Below are 25,759 nucleotides of genomic sequence, written 5' to 3'. Positions count from 1 at the left end.
CTCACCACAAAATTGACAGGTTGTCGTCATCCTGGCCGTAAATCCACAGGCAGAATCGAAGATATGACGCTGAATTCCAGCCACCCGCTCAAGGACGGACGCACCGCCGATGCGCCGTTGATCGCCGCCTACCGGGGCCGCACGCCAAGCCGCCGCCCGGTCTGGTTCATGCGCCAGGCCGGCCGCTCGCTGCCGGAGTACCGCAAGCTCCGCGAAGGCATATCGATGCTCGATTCCTGCCTGCAGCCGGAACTGGCCAGCGAGATCACCCTCCAGCCGGTGCGCCGCCATGACGTCGATGCCGCGATCTTCTTCTCCGACATCGTGATCCCGCTGAAGCTGGCCGGCGTCGGCGTCGACATCGTGCCCGGCGTCGGACCGGTACTGGAGCAGCCGATCCGCACGCTCGAGGACGTGCGTGCGCTGCCCACGCTGACCGAAGCTTCGCTGCAGCCGATCCGGGACGCCGTGGCACTCACCGTGGAGCAACTGGGCAGTACCCCGTTGATCGGGTTCGCCGGCGCGCCGTTCACGTTGGCCGCCTACATGGTCGAAGGCAAGCCGTCCCGGGACCACCTGGGCCCGCGGACCATGATGCACGCCGCGCCGGAAACCTGGCGGGCCCTGGCGGAATGGGCTGCCGAAGCCTCCGGACTGTTCCTCCGGGCGCAGCTCGAGGCCGGAGCGAGCGCCGGGCAGCTCTTCGACTCCTGGGCCGGCTCACTGGGTTTGGCCGACTACCAGGCGCATGTGGCGCCGGCGAGCAGACTCGCGCTGGACAAGGTCCGCGACCTCGGCGCGCCGCTGATCCACTTCGGCACCGGCACCTCGGAGCTGTTGGTCGCGATGCGCGAGGTCGGCGTGGACGTGGTGGGGGTCGACTACCGGCTCCCGCTGGACGAGGCCAACCGCCGGCTCGGCGGCACGACTCCGTTGCAGGGCAATATCGATCCGGCGCTGCTGCCCGCGCCCTGGCCGGTGCTCGAAGCGCACGTCCGGGAGGTGCTGCGGCGGGGTGACTCGGCACCGTCACATGTGGTGAATCTGGGCCACGGGGTGCCGCCGGAGACCGATCCGTCGGTGCTGAGCCGTATCGTGGAATTAGTGCATTCCGTCGAGCCGGTGCGCACGGCCGGCCAGCACGACTAGACCAGAACGAATCAGCACAGAGAAGAGCCCAAGCCATGACAGACGGATCCGGTTCCGAGAAGAGCAGTCCGGCACCGCGCCCTGCGGCTGCCGTCGTGGGCGGCGGGATGGCAGGACTGGTGGCCGCACGCGAGCTGGCGCACGCCGGCTGCAGCGTGACCTTGCTGGAGGCGAGTGCGGAGATCGGCGGCCCGGTGGCGGCCCACGAAGTCGGCGGCCTGGTGCTCGACGCCGGGGCGGAGAGCTATGCGAAGCGCAGCAATGCGCTCGAAGATCTGGCGGCCCAGTTGGGACTTGCCGAGCAGCTGGTGGACCCGAATCCGGTCGGTGCCTGGTTGGAATACGCGGATGGCCGAGGCGAGGCGAAAGCCGCCCAGCTGCCCGGCCACGGGGTGCTGGGCATCCCCGGCGATCTGGACGATCCCGAGCTGCGGGAAATCCTGGGCCGGACCGGATTGCTCCGGGCGAAGTTGGACGGGAACCTGCCCCGCGGCGTCGGCGCCAAATCACGGAGCCTGGCTGATTTGGTCCGCTCCAGAATGGGCCAGACCGTGCTGGACCGTTTGGTCAGCCCGGTGGTCGGCGGAGTGTATTCGACCAGCGCCGCGGACCTCGATCCCGAGGCCGCGGTTCCCGGTTTGCTCGCCGCGATGCGCGAGCACGGATCGTTGTCCGCCGCGGTGGCGGCGATCCGGGGCAGCTCGGGACGGGCCAAAGCCGGCTCGGCGGTCGGTGGACTGCGCGGTGGCATGTTCCAGATCGCGCAAGCGCTGCGGACCGAACTCGAAGAACTGGGGGTCGAGATCAAGCGGGAGAGCCCGGTGGGTTCGATCCGGCGTACCGGTACTGCCTGGCACCTGAGCATTCCCGGGGCGGAGCTGGAGGTGGACCGGGTGGTCGTCGCCACCGAAGCCGCGAGCGCGGTCGATTTGCTGCGCGGGATCGTTCCGGAGGCCGAGTCGTTCGAGGCCGCGCTGGGGGACAAGCTCCGCGGCGCGGCCTTGACCCTGCTGACCATCGTGGTGGATTTGCCGGAGTTGGACGCCGCGCCGCGCGGCACCGGTGTGCTGGTCTCGGAGCAGGTCAAAGAAGTCGCGGCGAAAGCGCTAACCCATGCCACGGTGAAATGGCCCTGGCTGGCGGATGAAGAGGGCCCGGGCACGCACGTGCTGCGGCTCTCCTACCGGGAGGGCACCGAAGCGGATTTGCCGCAAGCCCTCTCCGATGCCAGCGCACTGCTGGGCCAACAGGTTCGGGAAGAGGACGTCCTGGATTGGGATCGGGTGGTCTGGACCACCTCGGTTCCGGCCGCCGGAATCGGCCAGAAGGCCCGGATCGAAGCCTTCCGGGACGCCGTGCAGGGCATCGACGGCCTTGCTGTGGTGGGTGCCTGGCTGGCCGGCAACGGCCTGGTCTCGGTGATCTCGGACGCCCGGGCGCAAGCCCAGCGTCTGGCTTGAATTCCATAACTTCTACGCCTTGTAGAATAATTTCATTTCGACATTAATGCCGGTGAGGAGCAGACTGTTAGCTATGAGCGACACTTTGGCAGAATCTGTCAGTAAAACTGAAGGCCTGGACCCTTCGCAGACCCCGTTCACGCTGTGGACCGTGGTCAAGCGGATCGGGAAGGCCACCGTGGGCAACGGCAAGCTCGGCGCGTTCGACGAGTTGACCGGGCAGCTGGCCCAGCGCGGGATCACCCTGCGCGGCGCCTACGACGTTTCCGCGATGCGCAACGACGCCGATGTGATGCTGTGGTTGGTCGGGCCGAGCGCGGAGGGCCTGCAGCAGGCAATCCGCGACATCAGGCGCACCGAGCTGTTCGCGAATACCGAGATCACCTGGTCCGCGATGGGTGTGCACCGGGAAGCGGAGTTCGCGAAAAGCCACATCCCCACCTACATGCGGGCCGGCATCGAGCCCAAGCAATGGGTCTGCGTCTACCCGTTCGTGCGTTCTTACGAGTGGTACATCCTGCCGGACGAAGAGCGCGGGCGGATGCTGCGCGAACACGGCATGATGGGGCGCGATTTTCCGGGTGTGCTGGCGAATACGGTGTCCTCGTTTGCCCTGGGCGACTGGGAGTGGCTGCTCGGCCTGGAAGCCGACGACGTACTGGAATTGGTCGATCTGATGCGTCACCTGCGCGCCACCGACGCCCGGATGCACGTCCGCGAAGAAGTGCCGTTCTACACCGGGCGGCGGATCAACGCAGCTGAGATCGCCGAGGTGCTCCAGTGACCCGCGACCTGACCGCCCAGAACCCGATCACCGAGCGCGGGCGCATGGCGCCCAAAGAATACGATGCGATTTTGCTGGCGTCGTTCGGCGGGCCGGAAGGGCAGGACGACGTGATTCCGTTCCTGCGCAACGTCACCCGGGGCCGGGGCATCCCGGACGAGCGGCTCGAAGAAGTGTCGCACCACTACCGTGCGTTCGGCGGAATCAGTCCGATCAACGAACAGAACCGAGCGCTGAAGGCCGCTTTGGAAGCGGAGCTCGCCGCCCGGGGGATCGAGTTGCCGGTGCTCTGGGGGAACCGCAACTGGGATCCGTACATCCCGCAGGTGCTCCAGGACGCTTACGACGCCGGCCACCGCCGGATTCTGACCGTCACCACGAGCGCTTACTCCTGTTATTCCTCCTGCCGCCAGTACCGGGAAGACCTGGGCATGGCCCTGGTCGAATCCGGTCTGGACGGAAAGCTCGAGGTGGACAAAATCCGGCAGTACTTCGACCACCCGGGGTTCGTGGAGCCGTTCATCGAAGGCACCGCGGCCGGACTCGCGAAGGTCCGCGCAGCGGTCGGCGAGGCCGGCAAGGTGCACATCCTGTTCGCCACCCATTCGATTCCGACCCGGGATGCCGACGCCGCCGGCGCCTCCGTCGATGAGCCGCGCGAATTCGATGAGGGCTCCGCCTACGTGGCGCAGCACCTTGCCGCCGCCGCGGCGGTGGTCGAACGGGTCGATCCGGCGGCCGACTGGTCCTTGGTGTACCAGTCCCGCTCCGGCGCCCCGCATGTGCCCTGGTTGGAGCCGGATATCAGCGACGCGATGGAAGAGCTGGCCGAAAACGGCGTGCGTGGCGTGGTCGTGGTTCCGCTCGGTTTCGTCAGCGACCATATGGAGGTCGTCTGGGATTTGGACACCGAAGCCAAAGAGACCGCGGAACGGTTGGAGCTGGCCTTCGACCGGGTCCCGACTCCCGGAACACACCAGAAATTCGTAGCCGGCCTGGTTGACCTGGTCTGCGAACGCACGGTGGCCAACAACATTGCGGACCGGCCGGCGATGACCGGTCTGGGGCCTTGGTACGACGTCTGCCGCCCGGGCTGCTGCGCCAATTTCCGTGGTGAGAAACCGACCATCGCGGGTGCGGACACCAGAGTCGGATCGGTGGCTGCGGCCAGTGCCTGAAACCTTCACGTTGGGCACCCGCGGATCGACGCTGGCCCGGACGCAGTCCCAGCAGGTGGCCGATCAATTGACCGCGATCGGCGGCTTCGACGTCGAGTTGGTGCAGATCCGGACCGACGGCGATGTGCTGACCGGTCCGTTGTCCCAGATGGGCGGCACCGGGGTCTTCGTGACCGCGCTGCGGGAGGCGTTGCTGCGCGGTGAGATCGATTTCGCGGTGCATTCGCTCAAGGATCTGCCGACGGCGCCGGCTCCCGGACTGTTGCTGGCCGCAGTCCCGGCGCGTGCCGAAGTCCGGGATGCCTTGTGCGCCCGCTCGCATCGGACCCTGGCCGAGCTGGCCCCCGGAGCCAAGATCGGCACCGGTTCGCCGCGTCGGGCGGCCCAACTGCGGGCTGCGCGCTCCGATCTCGAGGTCGTGGACATCCGGGGCAATGTGGACACCCGGTTGGCCCGGTTGGAGAACGACCTGGATGCCGTGGTGCTCGCGGCGGCCGGTCTGGCCAGAATCGGCCGTTCGTCCGCGGTCTCGGAGCTTTTCGAGGATTCGGTGATGTTGCCGGCGCCAGGCCAGGGCGCCTTGGCGGTGGAGATCGCGGCCACCGCTCCGGAACCGCTCAAGGCGGCCTTGGCGGCGCTCGACGACCCGGACAGCCGGCTCGCGGTCACCGCGGAACGGGCGCTCCTGGCTCGGCTTGAGGCCGGTTGCAGCGCCCCGGTGGGAGCCTTGGCGCAGCGCCGGGGCAGCCTGCTCCGGCTGGAGGCCTGCGTAGCCTCGGCCGACGGCACCCGGGTGATCCGCGGGGCCAAAGCCACCGATGCGTTCACCGAGGTGGCGGCGACGTTGCTGGGCATCGAGTTGGCCGAAGAACTGCTCGCCGACGGCGCTGCAGAATTGATCTGATCCCGTTGTCCGGTGGAACGCAGCTGCGCGGCATGTCGGTTCTGGTGACTCGGAGTCCGGACCGTTCCGGAGCCTTGGTCGGCGCGCTCGAGGAGGCCGGGGCGGAAGCCCTGCTGTTGCCGCTGATCGACTTCGAAGCAGTGGACTTCCCGGTCGAGGCTCTGGCCCGGGGAGACTACGCCTGGTTGGTGGTTTCGTCGATCACCACGGTGCGGGCCTTGAAAGCGGCAGCTGCCGCACGCGGAACCAGTCTGGCCGAACTGGTCCCCAACCAGACCAGAGTGGCCACGATCGGGCCCTCGTCGCGGAAGGTTCTGGAAGCCGAAGGCCTGCAGGTCGATCTGGCCCCGGAGGACCGGCAATCGGCGGCCGGACTGATCGAAATTCTGCCGCAGTTCGGCGGTGCCGCGGTATGGCTGCCGCAATCGGACATTGCGGCACCGGCGTTGGCCGAGGCGCTCCGCACCGCGGGCGCAACCGTGACGGTATGCACCGCCTACCGCACCGTCGACTACCCGGCGCGCCGGCGGCTCAGCACGGAACTCGCCGTCGGGCTGCCCGATCCGGCGGCTCCGGTGCTCAGCGTCGCCCAAGCCCGGGAGCGGATCGCACAAGGGAGCCTGCACGCCGTCGTGGCCGCTTCGCCCAGCGCCGCGAGCCGGATCGCAACGGCCCTGGCACCCTTGGGCGCGGCGAAGTTCATTGCGATCGGGGAGCCGACCGCGGAACAAGCCGCCCGGGATGGAATCGTGGTGGCGGCGACGGCCGCGCAACCCACGCCGGAAGGAATCGTGCGGGCATTGATCGATGTCCGCGGAAACAGCAGTGCCCACGGAAGGACCACATCATGAGTTTTCCCGCGCAACGGCCGCGCCGCCTGCGGAGCACCCCGGCGATGCGCCGCCTCGTCGCGGAGCACCGGGTGCACCGCTCCGATCTGATTCTTCCGCTCTTCGTGAAAGAGGTGCTCAACGAACCGCAGCCGATCGCTTCGATGCCCGGGGTGGTGCAGCACAGTTCGGACTCGCTGCGCCGGGCGGCAGCGGATGCCGCGGCTGCCGGGCTCGGCGGCGTGATGCTGTTCGGCATCCCGGCCCGACGGGATCCGCGCGGCAGCGGCTCAGTCGACGAAAACGGCATTTTGAACCGGTCGATCCGTGAGGTCCGCGCCGAAGTCGGCGACGAACTCGTGGTGATGAGCGATCTGTGCCTGGACGAATTCACCGACCACGGGCACTGCGGAGTCCTGGACGGGCAGGGCCGGGTGGACAATGACGCCACGTTGGAGATCTACGCCGAGATGGCGGTCGCCCAGGCCAGTGCCGGGGCACACCTGTTGGGTCCTTCCGGGATGATGGACGGCCAGGTCGCGGTGGTCCGGCAGGCGTTGGACGAGGCCGGATTCCAGGACGCCGGAGTGCTCGCCTATGCCGCGAAATACGCTTCGGCGTTCTACGGGCCGTTCCGCGACGCCGTCGATTCGGCGTTGCAGGGCGACCGGCGGACCTATCAGATGGACAGCGCCAACCGTCGTGAGGCTTTGCTGGAGGTGGAGCTCGACCTCCAAGAAGGTGCGGATATGGTCATGGTCAAGCCGGCGATGAGCTATTTGGACGTTCTGGCCGACGTCGCCGAGATCTCTCCGGTGCCGGTCGCGGCCTATCAGATTTCCGGCGAGTACGCGATGATCGAAGCGGCGGCAGCGAACGGTTGGATCGATCGCCGGGCCGCGATTGAAGAATCGGTGCTGAGCATCAAGCGTGCCGGAGCGGATTCGATTTTGACCTACTGGGCGATGGAACTGGCGCAATGGCAGGAGCAGCGATGACGACCGATCCGACCGCACCGGTACCCGCGGACCAGATCCTGCTGGGCTTGAACACTTTCGGCGACATCGGCGTGGAAGCCGATGGCAGTGCGGTGGAGCCGGCCAAGGTCTTGCGGCAGATGCTCGAACAGGTGGAACTGGCGGACGCGCTCGGCTTGCACGCCTTCGGCGTCGGCGAACACCATCGCCGGGATTTCGCGGCCTCGGCCCCGGAAGTGTTCCTGGCCGCGGCAGCGGCCCGGACCAGCCAGATCCGGCTGGGCTCCGCCGTGACGGTTTTGAGTTCAGACGATCCGATCCGGGTTTTCCAGCGCTTCTCGACCGTGGACGCCTTGTCCGACGGACGTGCCGAAGTGATGTTGGGCCGGGGGTCCTTCATCGAGTCCTTCCCGCTCTTCGGCCTGGACCTGGACGATTACGAGATGCTCTTCGAGGAAAAGCTCGAACTCTTCGACCAGGCGCGTTCGCAGAAGCCGATGCATTGGGAAGGCCGCAGCCGGCCCGGGATCAGCGGGTTGCGGGCCTATCCGCCGTTGGAACACCATTTGCTTCCCGCCTGGATCGGCGTCGGCGGCACGCCGGAATCCGTGCTGCGGTGCGCGCAGTACGGATACCCGATCATTTTCGCGATCATCGGCGGTCGGCCGAGTGCCTTCGCGCCCCTGGTGGAGCTGTACCGCGAGGCGATGGCCAAGTACCAGCACCCGATGCGGCAGATCGCCACGCACTCGCCCGGGCACCTGGCGGAGACCGATGAGCAGGCCCGTGAGGAACTCTTCCCGCATTGGATCATCAGCCGGAACAAAATCGGCGCCGAGCGTGGTTGGGGTCCGGGCAGCCGGGAGGACTTCGACGCGATGTGCGGGCCGGAAGGCGCCTTGTACGTGGGCTCACCGGAAACCGTGGCGCAGAAAATCGCGTTGCTCAAAAAGAACCTCGGGGTCGACCGATTCGATCTGAAATACAGCAATGGCAGCCTGCCGCACGCCGCGATGATGCAGTCCATCGAGCTCTTCGGCAGCGCGGTCAAACCACGGGTCGCCGAATTGCTCGCCGGCTGAGCCGCCCCGAACCCAGGAGAAAACCATGACTTCATCGCAGGAACTTTTCGACCATGCCCGCGGACTGATGCCCGGCGGAGTGAACTCCCCGGTGCGCGCCTTCGGCTCGGTCGGCGGCACTCCGCGCTTCATCACTTCGGCGCAAGGCGCCTATCTGCACGATGCCGACGGCCGCGAGTACGTGGACCTGGTGTGTTCTTGGGGGCCGGCGTTGCTCGGCCACGCCCATCCCGGGGTTTTGTCCGCGGTGCATGCCGCGGTGGACCGGGGGCTGTCTTTCGGCGCATCGACTCCGGCCGAGGCCGAGTTGGCAGAATTGGTGCTGGGCCGGGTGGCCGCCGTCGAGCGGTTGCGGATGGTTTCCACCGGCACCGAGGCGACGATGACCGCGGTGCGTCTGGCCCGGGGCTTCACCGGCCGCGAGCTGATCGTGAAATTCGCCGGCTGCTACCACGGCCATGTGGACAGCCTGCTGGCCGCGGCCGGCTCCGGCCTGGCGACGCTCGCGATGCCCGGTTCGGCCGGGGTCACCGGGGCCACGGCCGCCGAGACGCTGGTTTTGCCGTACAACGACCTCGTCGCGGTACGTGAGGCATTCGCGGTGCACGGCAGCCGGATCGCCGCGGTGATCACCGAAGCCGCGCCGGCGAACATGGGCGTGGTGCAGCCACTGCCGGGGTTCAATGCCGGGCTGGCGCAAATCACCCGGGAGCACGGGGCCCTGCTGATCCTGGACGAAGTGCTGACTGGTTTCCGGGTCGGCCCGGGCGGTTACTGGGGCTTGACCGGGGCAAGCGAAGGCTGGACGCCGGATCTGCTGACTTTCGGCAAAGTGATCGGCGGCGGGCTGCCGACTGCGGCCCTTGGCGGCCGGGCCGAGGTGATGGAGTACTTGGCGCCGTTGGGTCCGGTTTACCAGGCCGGCACCCTGAGCGGGAATCCGGTGGCAATGGCGGCCGGAGTCGCCACCCTGAACGCGGCGACCGCCGAGGTGTACGCGCACGTCGATGCGCGGTCGCTGGAGCTTTCGGCCGCACTCTCCCGGGCGCTGGACGCCGAAGGGGTGCAGCATTCGATCCAACGGGCCGGAAACCTGTTCTCCGTGGCGTTCGGGGTCTCCGAAGTGCAGAACTACGCCGATGCGCAAGCCCAGGACGTTTTCCGCTATGCGCCGTTCTTCCATTCGATGCTCGACTCCGGCGTGTACCTGCCGCCGTCGGTCTTCGAAGCCTGGTTCCTGTCCGCCGCCCATGACGATGCCGCAATGAACCGGATCTTCGAAGCCTTGCCCGCCGCGTCGAAAGCTGCGGCTGAAGCCACCGCCACGTCGTAAACGCGCCGAGGGGCCACGTCTGCAGGTTAAAAGTCCGTCATAACCTGCAGACGTGGCCCCTCGGTGCACGAACTGGTTCGCGTTGTTGCCGGGTTTAGAACGCCGGAGTCACATCGCCGTTGGGCCAGGTGTCTTCGATGTATTTCTTGACCTCGGGGGAGTGCAGCAGCTCTTCGAGCTTGGCGATCCGGACGTCGTCCTTGGAGTCGGTGCGCCAAGCGAGGAAGTTCGCGTACGGATTGTCCTGGACCGATTCCACGGCAAGCGCGTTCTTGGTGGACAAACCAGCGGCGAGGATGAAGTTGCCGTTGATCAGGGCCAAATCGACCGAAGGGTCCTTGAGGTCGTTGACCAGGAGTTCCGGCTGGTTTTCCGAGAACACCAGCTTCTTGGGGTTCTGCGCATCGGTGAGCGTCAACGACGTCGACTTGTCATCGATGTCCTTGAGCAGCCCGGCAACCTGGAGTACTTTCAGCGCGCGCACCTGGTTGGACGGATCCGAGGTGATGGCGATCTTGCCGCCGTCCGGGATATCCGAGATCGCCTTGTGCTTCTGCGAGAACGCGGCGTAAGGCTCGATGTGCACGCCGGCGCCGTGCTCGAATTTGTAGCCTTTGGTCTGCACCTGGCCGTTGAACCAGGGCAGGTGCTGGTAGAAATTCGCGTCCAGGGAACCATCGCTCAGCGCGGTGTTGGGCGTCTGGTAGTCCTCGATCTCTTTGATCTCCAGCTTCAGGCCCGCGGCCGGCGCCAGGTTCTGGTTGACGAATTCCAGGATCTTGGCGTGCGGGGTGGGGCTTGCGCCGACTTTCAAGGTCACCGGATTATTGGGATCGAGCGCCGCAGTGCTTGCCGCCGGGGTGGCGGATCCGCCACCGCACGCGGTCAAGGCGATCGCGGCCACAATCCCAGTTACTGCAAGTGCGAGTTTCTTGCGCATGTGATGCTTCCTTTTCATTTTTCTGTTTCGGCCAAGGGAAATCTAACGGTGGTCTACCCGGCGGGCGATGAAGTCGCCGATCACTTGGATCAGGATCACCAGGACCACGATCAGCACCAAGACCACGAGCATCACGTTGGGCATGAAGCGCTGGAAGCCGAAGTTGTAGGCCAATTTGCCCAAGCCTCCGCCGCCGACCAGGCCCGCCATCGCGGAGTAGCCCACGAGCGTAACCGTGGTGGTGGTGATCGCAGCCACGATTCCGGGCAGCGCCTCGCGCAACAGCACTTTGGACACCACTTGGAAGTTCGTCGAGCCCATTACCAGGGCGGCATCGATCTTGCCGTGCGACACATCACGGAGCGCGGTTTCGACCAGACGGGCGAAGAACGGGATGGTGCCGATGGAGAGCGAAACCGAGGCGGCCACCGGCCCGAGCGAAGTACCGGTGAGGAACCGGGCCAAGGGGATGAGCGAAACCATCAGGATCGCGAACGGGATCGAGCGGGTGATGTTGACGATTACATCGGAGAGGATCCGGTGGAAAATCGGCAGTGGCCGCAGTCCGCCCGGGGCGCTGACGTGCAGCACCACGCCGAGCAGCAGCCCGACGACGACGGTCACCACCGCGGAGATCCCGACCATGGTCAGGGTTTCCACGGTGGCCTCCGGCAGGGCCTTCTGGATCACCGGGTCGTTGAACAGGTCGGAGAAGAAGTCGCTCATTGGAGGGCCTCCCCGGTATCGCTGCCTGGCCGGGCGACCGAAGCGCCCGCTTCCTCCAGATACTGCACTACCGCGGCCACGTCAGTGGCTTCGGTCAGGCCGATCCGGAGCCGGCCGAACTGCTGGCCGCCGATCGGCTCGATGCTGCCGGAAAGCACGTTGACATCGATGTCGAAGTGCCGGGCCAGGCTGGAGAGTACCGGAGTGTGCACGGTTTCCGTGCTGAACATGATGTCCAGCACGGTCTGTCCTGGGGCCTCGGCCACGGCGGGCAGCGGCAGCAGCGCTTGGGCCAGCCGGCTTTCGGCGTGCTCGGAGATCTCTTTCAGGGAACCGTGTTCGGCAATCCTGCCGGCTTCGAGCAGCGACACCGAGTCGCAGACCCGCTTCACGACGTTCATTTCGTGGGTGATGATCAGCACGGTCAACTGCAACCGGACGGTGAGTTCCTTGATCAGATCGAGGATTTCATCCGTGGTGCCCGGGTCCAACGCCGAGGTGGGCTCGTCGCAGAGCAGCACATCGGGATCGGCGGCGAGCGCGCGGGCGATGCCGACGCGTTGCCGTTGTCCGCCGGAAAGCTGGGCCGGATATGCGTTTTCGAATCCGGCCAACCCGACCAGGCCCAAGAGCCGGGCGACCGACTCGTCGATCTGCGCTTTCGGGGTTCCGACCAGTTCGAGCGGATGGGCGACGTTTCCGCCCGCGGTCCGCGAATCGAGCAGATTCGCGTGTTGGAAGACCATGCCCACTCTCCGCCGGGCCTGCCGGATTTCTTTGTCGCCCACTGAACTGAGTTCGACGCCGTTGATCTCGACGCTGCCGGAGGTCGGCCGGTCGAGCAGGGTCAGGCAGCGGACCAGCGTCGACTTCCCGGCTCCGGAGTGCCCGATGATGCCGTGCACTGCGCCTTTGGGTACGGACAGCGAAACCCCGTCCAGGGCGACGATTTCTCGTTTGCCCTGCCGGTAGACCTTGCGCAGTTCGGAAATGGTGATCATGAAACCTCAAGTGTTGGCTGGGGTGCCCGGGCAGCGCGGCAGCGCTCTGCGGGTAGGCGAACTTAAGTATTCCATGACGGAATGCATCACATGTTCATCGAACTTATTGCGTCACATTTTGGAAACTGTCGAATAATATTCCGATTCAACGCTTCATAGCTGATTCACAGCTGTCGATTCCGGAAAGCACGGAAATAATCGCAAGCCGGCTTGTGGAATTCCTCCGCGTTCCTGCCGTGTGAGTTTGCCCCTATGCCGGCATCCGATGCGCAACGTCCGGGCAACCCCGGAGGCTCGGGTCCAAGCCGGCCGGACTGCCGACGGCTCGGATCACCGACCGGCTCGATCACCGGCCGTCCGAATCAACGGCCGACTGGCCAGCGCCCGTCGACCACGGCATCGGGATTGCTCCGGCGCAGGTATTCCTGGAAGCTCGCGGCTTGTTCCGCTGCCCAACGCACCTGCAATCCGTGCAGAGTCCGGGCCGGGATCCGGAGCTCGGGGAACTTCCCGGCCAGGGCTTCGGCGAGCCGAATCGTGGCGAGCGCATCGGCAGCCGAGGTGTGCGCAGCCAGCAAAGGCACCCCGTAGTGCTCGCAGGTGGCGACCAGGGTGCGTTTGCCGCGGCGGAAACGGTCCATCTGCTTGTCCAGCACGAATGGATCGAGCACCGGCATCGGCTCCGGGGCGCTGAGGCCGTGGCGGGCGGATTCCGCAGCGAGCACGGTGAAATCATAGGGGGCGTTGAAGGCGAGTACCGGAATGCCCTGTTCGAAGTACCCGGACAGGATTCCGACCAGCTGCCGCACCACCTGTTCCGCCGGGGCGCCTTCCGCGCGGGCCCGTTCCGTGCTGATGCCGTGGATTTGGGCGGCGGCGTCCGGGATTTCGATTCCGGGATCGGCCAACCACTCGTGCTCGGCAAGTGTGCCGCTGCCGGCATCGACCAGAACCACCGAGGCACTGACCAGCCGGGCCTGCAACGGATCCCGTCCGGTGGTTTCCACATCGAAGGCGGCGCGTGGGCCGGCCAACCATGAAACTGCGTCCGGCCCGGGAGGAACATCCAACGATGAAGTCATGCTCCTACGCTATCCCGCCGCACCGACAGTTCCGCACCGGTCCGGAACCGGGTGCAGGCGTGCCGGTGCCGGCCGGCGGCTTCCGATTCGTTAAGCTGAGTGGCATGCGCAAGGACTACATCGACGCGGTGCTGCAACTCACCGGGCTGATCCCGCCGGGAAGGGTGCTGGCCTACGGCGATGTGGCCGAAATGATCAACGACGGCGGTCCGCGCCAAGTAGGCAGTGTGATGTCCCACTACGGCGACCAGGTCCCATGGTGGCGGGTGCTCCGGGCCAGCGGACACCCCGCCGAGGGGCACGGCGAACGGGCCTTGGCCCATTACCGCGCCGAAGCGACTCCGCTGCGCGGGAAAACCACCGGGCAGGATGCCTCCTGGCGGGTGGACATCCAGCGCGCGCGCTGGCAGCCGGACGAGCAGGGTTGGCAGGAGATCGACCGGATCGCGGACAGTTTGGCGCCGCGGGAGAAGAAAATGTCCGAACCGGATGATCTGATGGAGTCTTGAACTCGCATCCTGGCGCCAAGCAGCAGCCCATCGCGGCGACCGCCGGCGGCCCGGCGCTGCGTCTCGTGCCACCGGCGGGCGGCAATTCGGCCGCCCCTGAATTGAGTCCGGACCAGGCCGCCGTCGTCGGCCTGCGCCAGGGGACCGGACCGCTGCTCATCTGGGGTGCTCCAGGGGTGGGTAAGTCCAGCGTGCTGGTGGAAGCAGCGGTCCGCCGGATCGAGCAGGACGGCGTCGATCCGGCCCAGGTGTTGCTGCTGACGCCGAGCCGGATCTCCGCAGCGCGGCTGCGGGACGCGCTCAGCGCGCGGTTGAACCGAACCGTGAGCACCTCGCCGGCCCGCAGCTGGGCCTCCTACGCCTTCGACGTCCTGCGCCGGGCACAGGCCGAAGGGGTGCTGCCCAAAACCGGTCGTGGACCGAAGCTGATCAGTGGTCCGGAACAGGACTTGTTCATCCGGGAACTCTTGGAAGGCCATGCCCTGGGCTTCTCCGCCGGTCCGCAGTGGCCCCTCGAAATGCAGGAGGCACTCGGTACCCGGGGGTTCCGGCAGGAAGTCCGATTGCTCTTCGACCGGATGGTGGACAACGGGCTTCTGCCGGCCGACCTGGAACGGTTGGCAGTGCAGAACCAGCGGCCCGAGTGGCTAGCCGCGGCACAGCTCTTCGCCGAGTACCGCGACCTGATCGAATTGAAGAATCCCGGTTGTTACGACCCGGCCGGCATCCTGCGCGCGGTGAGCGATGTGTTCGATGCGCATCCGGAGTGGCTGCAGCAAGAGCGGGACCGGCACCGGCTGATCCTGGTCGATGACCTGCAGGAAACCGGTCGTGCCGCACACGGGGTGCTGCGCCGGATCGGGACCGGCCGGGATCTGCTCATGACGGCCTGCCCCGACGTGGTGGTCCAGGGCTTCCGCGGCGCCCGTCCGGACCTGGTCGGTGCGCTCCGGGACGAACTCGCCGCGGCCGAAGCCGTGCTGGACCGGTCGCACCGGCTCAGCCCGCCGCTGGCCCAGGCGTGGCGCCGGGTGGCCGATCGGATCGCGCAGAGCCGGGGCGGCCACAAGGCCCGGGGCCTGGTGTTCCCGGCCGGAGCGGCTGAGCTAGCCGGAGCGGCTGAACCGGCGGCGGAACCGGCGGTCAGCTCGATCGTCGTGGGCTCCGACGTGCAACAACGGCGCTTCATCGCCGAGCGGATCATGCACTTCCAGATCGACCTGCAGCGGCCATTGAGCCAGATCGCGGTGATCGTGCGCACCGGCAGCCAGCTTGCCGCAGTAGGCCGCTACTTGGCATCGCACGGCATCCCGGTGCGGATCCCGGCCGCGGAAACTCCGGTGCGCGATGAACCCGCAGTCCGGCCGCTGCTGCTGGCGTTCCGGCTGGCCCTGCGCCCGGAGCTGCTCGACGCCGATGCGGCAGTCGAGCTGCTGAGCTCCCGGATCGGCGGGCTCAGCTCGGTGCAGCTGCGGCGGATCCGCAAGCTGTTGCGCGCCGAAGAGCTCTCGGCGGGCGGCGGACGCAGCAGCGACGAGCTGCTGGTCGAAGCCTTTCAACGCCCTGCGCAATTGGCCGCTTTGGGTGTGGACGGGCGCGCCGCGGCCCGGGTCAGCAGCGTGCTTCAGGCGGGCGTCCGCGCGCTCGCCGAGCCCGGGGCGGATCCGCAGACCGTACTCTGGGCGCTCTGGGAAGCCACCGGGCTCAGCGCAGAATGGGCCGCTGCGGCGGTGCGGGAAGGCAGCACCGGCTCGCGGGCCGATCGCGATCTGGATGCCATGATGGCGCTGTTCCAAGCCGCGGAACGTTATGTCGAACAGTCTCCGGCTGCGAGCCCGGAGGCATTTTTGGACTATTTGCTGGACCAGGAATTGCCGATGGACACGCTCGCCGCCCGGGCCGGGAAGGCGGAAGCGGTCGAAGTGATGACGCCGGCCAGTGCGACCGGCCGGCAATGGCCGGTGGTCATCGTGGCCGGCCTGCAGGAAGGGGTCTGGCCCAACAACCGGCTGCGCGGCGAACTCCTGGGCAGCCAATACCTGGTCGAGGTTCTGGAGCTGGGCTCCGCGGCCGCCCAGCGGCTGACCGCCGCGCAACGGATGCGGGACATCAGATACGACGAACTGCGAAGCTTCAGCACCGCGATTTCCCGGGCCAGCGAGCGGCTGATCTGCGTCGGCGTATCCTCCGAAGACGAACAGCCGTCCGGTTTCCTCGATCTGGTCGATCCCTTGCCGCCGGAAGCCGAAGGCGCAGTTCGGCCGTTGACCGAAGTCCGTCGGCCCAAGAACTTGCGGTCCCTGGTCGCGGAATTGCGGCAGACCAATGAAGCCCGGCCGATAGGCATACCCGGCAGCGCAACGCCCGACGAAGCCGCTACGGTTTTGGCCGAGCTGTCCCGGCGCCGGGTTCCCGGTGCCGATCCGGAGAGCTGGTGGGGGCTGGCCGCGTTGAGTTCCACCGACCCGGTGCTGCCGCCCGAGGCGGTGGTCCCGGTCTCGCCCTCCCGGATCGAAGCAGTCCACGACTCCCCGTTGTCCTGGTTCCTGCAAGCGGCCGGCGGGGAAGCCCAACAGGACCTGGCCCGGAGCCTGGGCACCTTGATCCATGGCATTGCGCAGGATTTGCCGGACGGCAAGGCCGAGGATCTATTGGCTGCTTTGGATGACCGTTGGCCGGCTTTGGGGTTGCCGGAGAATTGGCACAGCGATGCGCAGCGGCGGCGGGCGGAACGGATGCTGCTCAAACTCGCCGGCTACCTGCGGCTGATGTCCGCGGAGGGCCGCCGGCTGATCGGCGTGGAACAGGGCTTCGGCGTCGAAGTGCACGGCGATCGGATCGCCGCGCTGAAAGGCATTGTGGACCGGCTCGAAGTCGATGCGCAGAACCGTTTGCTGGTGGTCGACCTCAAGACCGGGAAGCACAAGCCCACGGCGGCGGAACTGGAACGCCACCCGCAGTTGGGCGCCTACCAGGTCGCGGCCGAACACGGGGCGTTCGCCGGACTCGCCGAACAGCAGGGCCTTGCCGGAGCAACCGAAGTCGCCGGGGCCGCATTGGTGCAATTGGGCGACGGCACGCAGAAGCACGATCCGCAATTCCAAGCAGCCGTGGATCCGGCGGATGACTGGGCCACGCCCTTGGTCCGTGAAGCCGCGGTCCTGATGTCGGCCGCCGAATTCGTCGCAGTGCACGATCCTTCGGCGACCGGCCGCCGGCCCTGCCCGTTGCCCGACGTCTGTCCGCTGTGCCGGGGCAAGCAGGTGACCGAATGAATCCGTTGCAGCCGGAACCCGCTGCGGTCCGCCGGCCCACCGACGAGCAGTTGAACATCATCGAGGCCCCACTGGAGCCGATGCTGGTGATCGCCGGCGCCGGATCCGGCAAGACCACCACGATGGCGGACCGGGTGGTGCATCTGGTGGCGCAGGGCCTGGCCCGGCCGGAAGACATCCTCGGGGTGACTTTCACCCGCAAAGCCGCGGGCGAGCTGGCCGCCAAAGTGCGCTCCCAGCTGCGTCAGCTGGCGCTTTCGGCACCGGAACTGGTGGAATCCTTGGGTCCGGAAGCCCTCGGCCCGGAAGCCTTGGAACCGGTGATCGCCACTTATCATTCCTACGCGAACTCGATCGTGGCCGACTACGGACTGCGGATCGGAGTGGAACGGGACGCCACGGTATTGGGCCAGGCCCAGTGCTGGCAGTTGGCGAGTCAGGTGGTGGAAGGCTACGACGGCGATCTGAGCGGCTATTCCGGCAGCGTCAGCACCTTGGTGCAGGCGGTGGTCTCGCTCTCCGCGGAATGTTCCGAACACTTGCGGGACCCGGCCGAGGTGGAATCCTGGCTGGCCTCGCTGGCCAGCGGGTTCGAGTCGCTGCCCTTGGTTTCCGGGAAGGGCCGTGGCCCGACTGCCAAGGCGGTGGAACTGGGGCACCGGTTGGCCACCCGGGCCCGGGTGGCGGACCTGGTGCGGCGTTACCAACGGGCGAAGGCGCAGCGCAATGCCTTGGACTACGGCGATCTGGTGGCCTTGGCGGCCAAATTGGCGCAGCGGGTTCCGGCGGTCGCCGAACAGGAGCGGCAGAAGCACCCGATAGTCCTGTTGGACGAATTCCAGGACACGTCGCACGCCCAGCTGACCCTCTTCGCATCGTTGTTCGGCGGCGGGCATCCGGTGACCGCCGTGGGCGATCCGCACCAGTCGATTTACGGTTTCCGCGGGGCTTCGGCCGGGCAGCTGTTCCGCTTCCCGGAGATCTTCCGGCGCGCCGACGGCCGCCCGGCAGCCACCGCGGCGTTGACCATTGCCTGGCGGAACTCGCTCGCAGTCCTGGACGCCGCCAATGTGATGTCCCGGGAACTCAACCGGAGCGCGCAGCAACAGCACGCCGATTCGCCGGTGCCGTTGTCCGAACTGCGGCCCCGACCCGATGCGCCGGCCGGAGAAGTCGCCTTGGCCCGGTTCGGAACCGAAACAGACGAGGCAGCAGCCATCGCGGAGGACATCCTGGACCGGCGGCGCCGGCAGGCACGCCTGGTGGAGCGGGAGCAGGCAACCGAGTGGGACCGGGCAGCCGGGCCGGAACAGCGCAGCATCGCCGTGCTCTGCCGCCGTCGTGCGCAATTCGGGGCCTTGCAGGAAGCTTTCGACGCACGCGGCCTGGACTACGAAATCGTGGGACTCAGCGGGTTGCTGGCCACGCCCGAGGTGATCGATCTGGTCTCCAGCTTGCGGGTCCTGGTCGATCCGAGCCGTTCGGATGCCTTGATGCGCTTGCTCAGCGGAGCCCGATGGCGGATCGGGGCCAAGGACCTGATGGCCCTGGCCGACTGGTCCCGGTATCTCGCGGCCAATGCCAAGCACGCCCGGAACGGCGGAACCGGCCCGAATGGCGAGCCGCGCGGCAGCGCAGCTCCCGCAGCGGCCGACGACGCCGAATCGGCCAGCCTGGTCGAGGCCTTGGACGCCTTGGACGCGGACTTCTGGCCGCAATCTGCCCGTGAGCTCAGCCCGGTCGGACGGGCCCGGATGCTGGCGCTCCGCGACGAGCTCCGGGGGCTGCGCCGTTTTGTCGGCGATGATCTGCTCAGCCTGATCGGCGAAGTGGAGCGGACCATCCTGCTGGATATCGAGCTCGCAGCGAAGCCCGGCCTGCCCTACCACCGGGCGCGGCACCATCTGGACGCCTTCCAAGACGCGGCAGCAGCGTTCCTGCAGAGCGCCGAACGGGTCGATGTCGCCGCATTCCTGGCCTGGCTCGGCACCGCGGAGGACGAGGAAAACGGTTTGGAGATGCAGGCCGTGGAACCGGTGCCCGGTGCGGTGCAACTGCTCACCGTCCATGCGGCCAAGGGATTGGAATGGGACGAAGTCTACGTTCCCGGGCTCGCGGCGAAAAGCTTCCCGAGTGATCGCGCCGAGCACTGGGGGAGCGGCAACCGGGCCTTGCCCTGGCCGCTGCGCGGCGACCAGGCGGACCTCCCGGTGTGGGAGCTCGGCGGCAGCGACCAGAAGAGCTGGCTCGAGGCACTCGCCGACTTCGGCGACCAGGTCAAAGCGCACGCGCAGGAGGAGGAGCGGCGGCTGGCGTATGTCGCGTATACCCGGGCCCGGAACTATTTGGCGGTCAGCACCTCGAAATTCGCCGGTACCGCGGTCAAAGCCAAGGAAGTGTCGCCGTTTTTAGCCGAACTGGTGGCATCTTCCGACTCTGCCGACTCCCGGATCCAGGTTTCGCACTGGCCCGACGATTCGGAGCTGCCCGAAGAGAATCCGCAGCGCGCCGAGCTGATCCGTGCGCAGTGGCCCTACGATCCGTTGACCGGGCCGGAGCTGGAAACCCCGGCCGGGATCATGCCGCCGCGGGGCAACCGCAGGCTGAGCCTGACCGCGGCCGCCGGCCGGGTGGGCGCCGCTGCGGAACGGCTTGCTGCACTGCACCGGGCCGGCACAGTGCCGGAACTCACCGAGCTGAGCCCGCGCTGGGGGACCGAGGCCCGGCGGCTGCTCGAACGGCGGGCCAGCGGCGGCCAGGCCGTCGAGGTCGAATTGCCGGCACACATTTCGGCCTCGACTTTGGTCGAGTTGCAAACCGACCCGCAAGCGGTGATCCAGCGGATCCGGCGTCCGGTACCCCGCAAACCGGGGATTTCCGCACGCAAAGGCACCGCGTTCCACTCCTGGGTGGAAGAACATTTCGGCCGGGCAGGCCAATTGGACCTGGGCGAATTCCCGGGTTCGGCCGATGACTTCATCGAAGACGCCTACCAGTTGGACGACTTGAAACGGAATTTCGAGGCTTCCGAATGGGCGGACCGGGTGCCGGAGCATATCGAAGTCCCGATTGAAACCCGGGTCGCCGAAGTGGTGGTGCGCGGCCGGATCGATGCGGTTTTCCGTACCCCGGACGGCGATTGGGAACTGGTCGATTGGAAGACCGGGCGCTTGCCCCGGGGCAAGGAACTGCGGGACCGCACGGTCCAGTTGGCGCTCTACCGGTTGGCCTGGGCCCGGCTGCACGGCGTCCCGGTGGAACGGGTCAGTGCGGCGTTCTACTATGTGGCGCAGAACCACACCGAACGGGTGGCCGATTTGGCCGGTCCGGCGGAACTCGAAGCAATCGTCACCTCGGCATACGCCCCGGAACTGCCCGGTCCCGGCCTGCCCGGGTGACCGGATCGTCGAACCGGACGAAGTTTGACCAGACGAAGCTCAACCGGACGAAGCTCAACCGGACGAAGTCACTTTGATCGGCCGGTCGACCGGCTCAGGCGGTGTGCGAGACGGTTTTCAGCGCCGTGGTCTCGGTATTGTCCGGATGCCCGGAATCGCCGGAATCGGCCGAACCCGTCGCCGCAGCATCGGACGGCTCATCCGGGATCGTTTCCACGGCGACTTTGGGTTCCGATCCGGGAACCTGTGCGGTACCGGGATCTTCCGCTTCGCCGGCATCTCCGGCCGAATCGGCGGTCGGCGTCGGATCGGCCACGCTGCCGATGGTCACGGCCGGGGTCGAGACCGGAACCACCGGGGCTTCGACGCTGATCGGCTGCCCGCCGTGTTCGGCGATGTCCTGCTCCAAAGTGTGCAGCATGTCCTCGGCCTCGGCGATCATCGCCGGGTCGCCGGCCGCGACGCCGCGGACCAGCCACTGGGCCAAGGCGAATTCCGCGGAAAGCGCGGCTCGGCGGAGCAGATGCCGGTCCAGGGCCCCGGTACGCGCCGCCGAATAGCTCTCCTGGACGGAATCGGCGAAGCTCTGGTCCGCCATCGCGATCAACCAGGCGAAGTCGTCAGCGGGATCACCGATGCGCAAATCCGTCCAGCCGGTGATCGCGGTGAGCCGCCCGTCATCGAACAAGATGTTGTCTTCGTGCATGTCGCCGTGCACCACGCAAGGGTTGAACCGCCACAGGGCGATGTCCTCCAAAGCGTGTTCCCAACGGCGCAACAAGGCAGCCGGGATCTTCCCGGTGGTTGCGGCCTGGTCCAGTTCGTTGAGCCGGCGTTGCCGGAATTCATTCGCGGTGTACGACGGCAGGTCCGCCTGCTGCACCAAACCGACCGGCAAATCGTGCACCGCGGCCATGGCCGCGCCGACTTCTTTGGCGGTGGCGGTGCCACCGCTGGCCAGAGCGTCCAAACCGGTGACCCGACCAGCCATATGCGAGTACACGAACGTGGTGAGCTCACCGATCCGCACGGTGCCGGCGACCGTCGGCAGCAGGAAGGGCAACTCGGCGCGGATCGCCGGGGTGAAGGCCCGCAGTACCAGCAGCTCGGTCTCCAGCCGGGTGCTGGCCTCGACATGCTTGGGTGCGCGGACCCGCCAGCGTTTGCGATCGCCGTCGATCAGCAGTGCCGAGTCGAAGTCCACGGCGTCGTCGGGTTCGTAGCTGGCCGCGACCGGGCTCAGGCCGGGAACGGCAGCGCTGGCGATGGCAGCGAGTTCGATAGGTGTACGTCTCACCTTTCCACCGTAAGGCTGCCCGGCGGGATCGGGGCTAGTTGCGGCGGCGAGTCGCGGGAACCGGCCAAATCACAGCGCACCTTCGGGCAGCCCGGAATGTGAATTGTCCGAGCTAGTCAGTACGGTAGGACTATGACCGGAATGGACGCCTTGCCCTGGCAGCTCGCGGCGATCGACCGGGGCAGCGAACGCCGTCTGCAAACGGGATTCCTGGAATCGCTCGTGAACTCGCCGAACACCAAGTATTTGGCCGTCCGGGACGGAAAGACCCTGGTCCGGGACCGGCAGATCGTGTTCTTGCGGGATGGCCTTCCGGCACCGGCGGCAGGGCCGGTGGTGTATTTGGGCCGCAGCGAGGACGGCACCGAGCTGCTTGCGGTGGAGCTGGTCCACGACGATCCGGCTGATGACGACCTGGCCGACGAGCGGCTGCCCGGCGCCGAGCCGGGGCCGGGCGAATCCGCGCGTTGGTTGGGATTCCGCAGCATCGGCATGGAACTGCCGCAAGCCCAGGCCCAGTACTTCATCGAAGCGCTGGCGATTCTGAACTGGCACCGGGTGCACCGGCATTGTCCGCGTTGCGGAACCGCCACCACGGTCGAAGCTTCCGGCTGGGTCCGCCGTTGCCCGGTGGACAACTCCGAGCACTATCCGCGCACTGACCCGGCGATCATCGTCGCGGTGCTCGGTGCGGACGATCGGCTGCTGCTGGGCAATGGGGCCACCTGGGAGCCGAATCGGTTCTCCACGCTGGCCGGGTTCGTGGAGCCGGGCGAATCGCTCGAGCAGGCGGTGGTCCGGGAAATCCGCGAAGAGGTGGGCGTTCGGATCCACCGGGTGTCCTATGCGGGCTCTCAGGCCTGGCCGTTCCCGGCCTCGCTGATGGTCGGCTACACCGCCTGGACCGAGGATGCCGAAGCCACGCCCGACGGCGCCGAGGTGGCCCGGGCGCGCTGGTTCAGCCGGGCGGAGCTCCAAGCAGCGGTGCTCAGCGGCGAGGTCATCATCTCGCACCGGATGTCCATTGCCCGGGCGCTGATCGAAGATTGGTATGGCGGTTTGATCGAGGAGCCGACGAGTCGGGCAGATGTCTGAAAGTTTGGAAGAACGGGTCCTGACCGGGCTCGATGAGGAACAACGCACGGTAGCGACCACGTTGACCGGCCCCTTGTGCGTGCTCGCCGGCGCCGGTACCGGCAAAACCCGGGCGATCACGCATCGGATCGCGTACGGGGTGCTGGGCGGCAGCTACAACCCGCAACGGCTGCTGGCCGTGACGTTCACCGCCCGGGCAGCTGCCGAAATGCGCACCCGGTTGCGGGATCTGGGCGTGGGCAGCGTCCAAGCCCGGACTTTCCATGCTGCGGCGCTGCGGCAACTGCAGTTCTTCTGGCCGCAAGCGATCGGCGGAGCGCTTCCGGCCTTGCTGGACCACAAAGCGGCACTGATCGCGGAATCCGCCCGTCGGCTGCGACTGAGCACCGACCGGGCTGCGGTCCGGGATCTGGCCGCGGAGATCGAATGGGCCAAGGTTTCCATGTTCACCCCGGACAGCTACCCCCAGCACGCCGCGGAACGTGGAACGCCCGGCGGTTTCGACACCACGACGATGGCCCGGATCTTCCGGTCCTACGAAGATCTCAAGACCGACCGCAATCTGATCGATTTCGAAGACGTGCTGCTGCTCACCGTGGGGATCCTGCAGGAAGACCAGCGGGTGGCGGCGACCGTGCGTGAGCAGTACCGGCATTTCGTGGTCGACGAGTACCAGGACGTTTCGCCGCTGCAGCAGCGGCTTTTGGAGCTCTGGCTCGGCGAACGGGAAGAGCTCTGCGTGGTCGGCGATTCCAGCCAGACGATCTATTCGTTCACCGGCGCGAATTCCAAACATCTTTTGGAATTCGGCAAGCGCTTTCCCAAGGCCCAAGTGGTGAAGCTGGTCCGGGACTACCGTTCGACGCCGCAGGTGGTCCAGCTGGCCAACTCATTGCTCGCCGCGCGCCGGCCTTCCGGCCGGGCCGCGGACGCCGCTTGGGCGCAGCCGCTGCAGCTTCTGGCCCAGCGCCCGGCCGGCCCGGAGCCGGCGTTCCTGGAAAGCAGCGACGACGAGGCGGAAGCCGCTGCGGTCGCTGCGCGGATCAAGAGCCTGGTCGATTCCGGCACTCCGGCGGCGCAAATCGCAGTGCTGTTCCGGACCAACGGCCAATCGGAAGCGTACGAACAGGCGCTTTCGGCGGCCGGCGTCGGCTACCAATTGCGCGGCGGCGAACGGTTTTTCGCCCGGAAGGAAGTGCGTGACGCGATCTTGTCGCTGCGCGCGGCGTCCCGGGCGGATGGAACCCACGACCAGGAAGCCGCCCCCGGGCTGTCCCAGCAGGTCCGTGATGTGCTGGGCAGCCTGGGCTACACGGACGATCCGCCGGCCAGCAGCGGAGCGGTCCGCGAGCGTTGGGAGTCGTTGTCCGCCTTGGTTTCCCTGGCCGACGAACTGGTGCGGTCGCGCAAGCCGGTGGCCGAAGGCCCGGACTTCGGCCTGGTTGATTTCGTCGCCGAACTCCAAGAGCGTTCGCAAGCCCAGCACGCACCGACGGTGCAGGGCGTCACATTGGCCTCGCTGCACTCGGCGAAGGGTTTGGAGTGGGATGCGGTGTTCCTGGTCGGGCTCAGCGAGGGACTGATGCCGATCAGCTTCGCCGACACGGCCGAAGGCGTCGACGAGGAGCGGCGGTTGCTCTATGTGGGGATTACCCGGGCCCGGGAGTTCCTGCATCTGAGCTGGTCGCTGTCCCGCACGCCAGGCGGACGCGCGCACCGGAAACCGTCGCGGTTCTTGGACGGTCTGCGCCCGGGCAGCACGGCGGCCGCACCGCGGAGCGGAAGCTTCCGGAGCGCCGCCAAGCTCTCGCGCAAACCCCCGGCCACCTGCCGGGTCTGCGGCAATGCCCTGGCCAATGGCGCGGAGCGGAAGATCGGCCGGTGCGGGAATTGCCCGGCCAGTTACGACGAACAGACCTTCGAGGCGTTGCGCAATTGGCGTCTGGAGGAGGCCCGGACGGCGCAGATCCCGGCGTTCATGATCTTCACCGATGCCACCTTGGTGGCGATTGCCGAAGCGAAACCCGGGTCCTTGGCCGAACTCGCCCAAGTCGCCGGGATCGGACCGTCGAAACTCGAACGGTACGGCGCCGCCGTCCTCAACCTCCTGCCGGCTCCATGAAAGCCGGGTTCCGGGACGAGCCGACTGATCTGAGCACCGTGGACGGGCTGCCGGTGGTGGTCCGGCGTTCGGCCCGGCGCCGCCGCACAGTGAGCGCGTTTTGGGAGGACGGCAAAGCCGTGGTGGCGATTCCGGCCAGCTTCACCCGGCGGCAGGAGCGCGAATGGGTGCGCACCATGATTCAGCGCTTGGAATCCTCGAGGCGGAAGTCGGCGCCGAAACGGCGCAACGACGACGCGCTGATGAACCACGCCCGGGAGCTTTCCACCCGGTATTTGCAGGGCCGGGCGGTGCCGGAATCAGTCCGATGGGTGGGCAACCAGAATTCGCGCTGGGGTTCGGCCACTCCGGCGGAAAAGAGCATCAGGCTCTCGGACAAGCTGCAAGGCATGCCGGAGTGGGTGGTGGACTACGTCTTGCTGCACGAGCTCGCGCACTTGGTGGTGGCGGGCCACGGACCGCAATTCTGGGCGTTGCTCACGGCTTACCCCAGGACCGAAGAAGCGAAGGCGTTTCTGGCCGGGGTGAGCTTCGCGCTGGGCCGCGGCATGGCAGACGACCAGCCGGACGCCGGATCCCTGGCCGAAACAGAAGCCTGATCGGCGGTCCGGCGCTGC

Annotated in this window: 20 protein-coding genes; 15 read left to right on the top strand and 5 right to left on the bottom strand. The window is 67.2% G+C overall.

Annotated features, from left to right (window positions below; all coding sequences use genetic code 11):
* The first annotated feature begins 63 nt into the window (after window positions 1-63).
* From hemE to hemL, 9 genes are all read left to right on the top strand, one after another.
* Window positions 64-1,149 carry a uroporphyrinogen decarboxylase gene (gene hemE / locus JOE69_RS04820; RefSeq protein ID WP_296365225.1) on the top strand — a complete coding sequence of 362 codons (1,086 nt, stop codon included), beginning with the start codon at window positions 64-66 and terminating at the stop codon, window positions 1,147-1,149.
* Between the two features lie 35 nt (window positions 1,150-1,184).
* Window positions 1,185-2,609 carry a protoporphyrinogen oxidase gene (gene hemG, locus JOE69_RS04815; RefSeq protein ID WP_309796548.1) on the top strand — a complete coding sequence of 475 codons (1,425 nt, stop codon included), beginning with the start codon at window positions 1,185-1,187 and terminating at the stop codon, window positions 2,607-2,609.
* 73 nt (window positions 2,610-2,682) lie between these two features.
* Entirely contained in the window at window positions 2,683-3,393 is a 711-nt protein-coding gene (gene hemQ / locus JOE69_RS04810; RefSeq protein WP_309796546.1) for a hydrogen peroxide-dependent heme synthase, read from the top strand.
* Between the two features lie 44 nt (window positions 3,394-3,437).
* Window positions 3,438-4,571: a ferrochelatase gene (locus JOE69_RS04805; protein WP_309801163.1), complete on the top strand. Its 1,134-nt coding sequence runs from the start codon at window positions 3,438-3,440 to the stop codon at window positions 4,569-4,571.
* A complete protein-coding gene (gene hemC, locus JOE69_RS04800) occupies window positions 4,564-5,475 on the top strand; it encodes a hydroxymethylbilane synthase (protein ID WP_309796544.1) in 912 nt (303 codons plus the stop codon). The genes JOE69_RS04805 and hemC overlap by 8 nt, the downstream gene beginning before the upstream one ends.
* A 5-nt stretch (window positions 5,476-5,480) precedes the next feature.
* The gene (locus tag JOE69_RS04795; protein ID WP_309796542.1) at window positions 5,481-6,326 is read left to right on the top strand and encodes a uroporphyrinogen-III synthase; all 846 of its coding nucleotides are present in this window, start codon (window positions 5,481-5,483) and stop codon (window positions 6,324-6,326) included.
* Window positions 6,323-7,303, top strand: a complete 981-nt coding sequence (gene hemB, locus JOE69_RS04790) for a porphobilinogen synthase (RefSeq protein ID WP_309796540.1) — start codon at window positions 6,323-6,325, stop codon at window positions 7,301-7,303. Before JOE69_RS04795 ends, hemB begins: the two co-directional genes overlap by 4 nt.
* Entirely contained in the window at window positions 7,300-8,364 is a 1,065-nt protein-coding gene (locus JOE69_RS04785) for an LLM class flavin-dependent oxidoreductase (protein ID WP_309796538.1), read from the top strand. The genes hemB and JOE69_RS04785 overlap by 4 nt, the downstream gene beginning before the upstream one ends.
* 25 nt (window positions 8,365-8,389) lie before the next feature.
* Window positions 8,390-9,697, top strand: coding sequence for a glutamate-1-semialdehyde 2,1-aminomutase (hemL, locus tag JOE69_RS04780; RefSeq protein WP_309796535.1), 1,308 nt, complete (start codon window positions 8,390-8,392; stop codon window positions 9,695-9,697).
* A gap of 94 nt (window positions 9,698-9,791) precedes the next feature.
* On the opposite strand, the gene JOE69_RS04775 is transcribed toward hemL, so the two are convergent.
* The 4 genes from JOE69_RS04775 to JOE69_RS04760 form a co-directional block, all read right to left on the bottom strand.
* Window positions 9,792-10,637 (bottom strand): MetQ/NlpA family ABC transporter substrate-binding protein, encoded by an 846-nt coding sequence (locus JOE69_RS04775; protein ID WP_309796533.1) that lies wholly within the window; start codon window positions 10,635-10,637, stop codon window positions 9,792-9,794.
* A 42-nt stretch (window positions 10,638-10,679) separates the two neighbouring features.
* Window positions 10,680-11,363 carry a methionine ABC transporter permease gene (locus JOE69_RS04770; protein ID WP_309796531.1) on the bottom strand — a complete coding sequence of 228 codons (684 nt, stop codon included), beginning with the start codon at window positions 11,361-11,363 and terminating at the stop codon, window positions 10,680-10,682.
* Window positions 11,360-12,364 (bottom strand): methionine ABC transporter ATP-binding protein, encoded by a 1,005-nt coding sequence (locus tag JOE69_RS04765; RefSeq protein WP_309796530.1) that lies wholly within the window; start codon window positions 12,362-12,364, stop codon window positions 11,360-11,362. Before JOE69_RS04765 ends, JOE69_RS04770 begins: the two co-directional genes overlap by 4 nt.
* A gap of 362 nt (window positions 12,365-12,726) precedes the next feature.
* A complete protein-coding gene (locus tag JOE69_RS04760; RefSeq protein ID WP_309796528.1) occupies window positions 12,727-13,446 on the bottom strand; it encodes a 3'-5' exonuclease in 720 nt (239 codons plus the stop codon).
* Between the two features lie 104 nt (window positions 13,447-13,550).
* On the opposite strand from JOE69_RS04760, the gene JOE69_RS04755 reads away from it, so the two are divergent.
* Genes JOE69_RS04755 through JOE69_RS04745 form a run of 3 tightly spaced genes read left to right on the top strand, consistent with a single transcriptional unit; the run spans window position 13,551 to window position 20,628 of the window.
* The gene (locus tag JOE69_RS04755; RefSeq protein ID WP_309796526.1) at window positions 13,551-13,955 is read left to right on the top strand and encodes an MGMT family protein; all 405 of its coding nucleotides are present in this window, start codon (window positions 13,551-13,553) and stop codon (window positions 13,953-13,955) included.
* Window positions 13,952-17,230, top strand: a complete 3,279-nt coding sequence (locus JOE69_RS04750; protein ID WP_309796525.1) for an ATP-dependent helicase — start codon at window positions 13,952-13,954, stop codon at window positions 17,228-17,230. The genes JOE69_RS04755 and JOE69_RS04750 overlap by 4 nt, the downstream gene beginning before the upstream one ends.
* A complete protein-coding gene (locus JOE69_RS04745) occupies window positions 17,227-20,628 on the top strand; it encodes an ATP-dependent helicase (RefSeq protein WP_309796524.1) in 3,402 nt (1,133 codons plus the stop codon). The genes JOE69_RS04750 and JOE69_RS04745 overlap by 4 nt, the downstream gene beginning before the upstream one ends.
* Window positions 20,629-20,722: 94 nt before the next feature.
* Here JOE69_RS04745 and JOE69_RS04740 read toward each other — a convergent pair whose 3' ends face one another.
* The gene (locus JOE69_RS04740; RefSeq protein WP_309796522.1) at window positions 20,723-21,925 is read right to left on the bottom strand and encodes a macrolide 2'-phosphotransferase; all 1,203 of its coding nucleotides are present in this window, start codon (window positions 21,923-21,925) and stop codon (window positions 20,723-20,725) included.
* A gap of 132 nt (window positions 21,926-22,057) precedes the next feature.
* On the opposite strand from JOE69_RS04740, the gene nudC reads away from it, so the two are divergent.
* The 3 genes from nudC to JOE69_RS04725 are packed head-to-tail and all read left to right on the top strand — an operon-like array spanning window position 22,058 to window position 25,741.
* Window positions 22,058-23,020 carry an NAD(+) diphosphatase gene (nudC, locus tag JOE69_RS04735; RefSeq protein WP_309796520.1) on the top strand — a complete coding sequence of 321 codons (963 nt, stop codon included), beginning with the start codon at window positions 22,058-22,060 and terminating at the stop codon, window positions 23,018-23,020.
* Complete coding sequence (locus tag JOE69_RS04730; RefSeq protein WP_309796517.1) at window positions 23,013-25,142, top strand: ATP-dependent DNA helicase UvrD2; 2,130 nt, start codon at window positions 23,013-23,015, stop codon at window positions 25,140-25,142. The genes nudC and JOE69_RS04730 overlap by 8 nt, the downstream gene beginning before the upstream one ends.
* A complete protein-coding gene (locus tag JOE69_RS04725) occupies window positions 25,139-25,741 on the top strand; it encodes a M48 metallopeptidase family protein (protein ID WP_309796516.1) in 603 nt (200 codons plus the stop codon). The genes JOE69_RS04730 and JOE69_RS04725 overlap by 4 nt, the downstream gene beginning before the upstream one ends.
* Window positions 25,742-25,759: the final 18 nt, after the last annotated feature.

Origin of the sequence: Arthrobacter russicus, from assembly GCF_031454135.1 — a bacterium.
Classification (GTDB): domain Bacteria; phylum Actinomycetota; class Actinomycetes; order Actinomycetales; family Micrococcaceae; genus Renibacterium; species Renibacterium russicum.
This window is presented reverse-complemented; position numbering and strand designations above follow the sequence as displayed.